The 1,128-nt window shown below is 58.3% G+C and carries 1 protein-coding gene; it reads left to right on the top strand.

Annotated features, from left to right (window positions below):
* Nucleotides 1-1,088 (top strand): type VI secretion system Vgr family protein (locus E2F50_RS22800; RefSeq protein WP_133318480.1); only part of this gene is annotated, 1,088 nt, incomplete at its 5' end.
* Between the last annotated feature and the right edge of the window lie 40 nt (nucleotides 1,089-1,128).

A 1,128-nucleotide genomic window follows, 5' to 3' on the forward strand; every position in this document is an offset into this window, starting at 1 on the left:
CGCGCATCGAGGGAACACAGGTGGCGATTGTTGCAGGTCCCGCCGGCGAGGAAATCCATCCGGACAAGTATGGCCGCATCAAGCTGTGGTTTCCCTGGGACCGCAAGGCCAAGAAGGACGGCACCGATACCTGCTGGGTGCGGGTCGCGCAAAGCTGGGCAGGCTCGACCTGGGGTGGCCAGATCATTCCGCGCATCGGCATGGAAGTCATGGTCGCCTATGTCGATGGGGATCCGGACCGGCCGCTGGTCACAGGCGTCGTGCCGAACCCGGCCAATGGCGTGCCTTACACGCTGCCGGCGAATAAGACCCGCATGGTGCTGCGCTCCAACACCCACAAGGGGCAAGGCTTCAACGAGGTGTCGTTCGAAGATGAGAATGGCAAGGAGAATATGTTCTTCCATGCTCAGAAGGACCAGACGGTTAAGGTTCTCAACAACCGTATCAAGCGGGTGGATGCCCATCAAGTTGAGAGCGTCGGCCAGAACAAGTCCATCGAAGTGGCGCAGAACCATCAAGAGAAGATCGGCGGCTCGATGAACCTCACAGTGGGGGGCGGTGCTGCAGGCGTACCTCTGCTAGGTATGTTGAGCGGTATCGCTGCTGCGGGTGGCCTCGACAGCAGGAACGGAGCGGCGGCGATCGACCACCCTCTGCTTCAGGAATTCGCTGGTGCAATAGCCTCTGCCGGCGTCGCCACCGAAGCTGCCTCCCTTCTTGCAAACGGAGAGGTTAACAGTGCAGGCAATTTCTCAACCGCTGCTGGAGGAGAACAGGTCGCCGCCGGCTCTGGTCTAGGTGCACTATTGAGCAAGCTCCTTCCGATCAGTGGCATTGTCAGCACCGTCATTGAGAAGTTCCGCACCGATACGATAGGCATCGCCAGGACGGAGCAGATAGGGCTCTACAAGAACACTACCGTCGGACACACGATGACGATCAACGCCGGCGAGGAGTTCATCATTAAGTGTGGGCAATCAAAGCTCATGATGGACAAGGATGGCAACGTCACAATCACCGGCACGAAATTCAACTTCGCGGCCTCCGGCCATGTTCAGATCAACGGCGAAGTCATTGACTTGAACTGAGGCTAGATATGCTCGGACGCAACTCGACGCAATTTGCAGC

Origin of the sequence: Rhizobium deserti (genome assembly GCF_004358025.1) — a bacterium.
In the GTDB taxonomy this organism is placed as follows: Bacteria; Pseudomonadota; Alphaproteobacteria; order Rhizobiales; family Rhizobiaceae; genus Neorhizobium; species Neorhizobium deserti.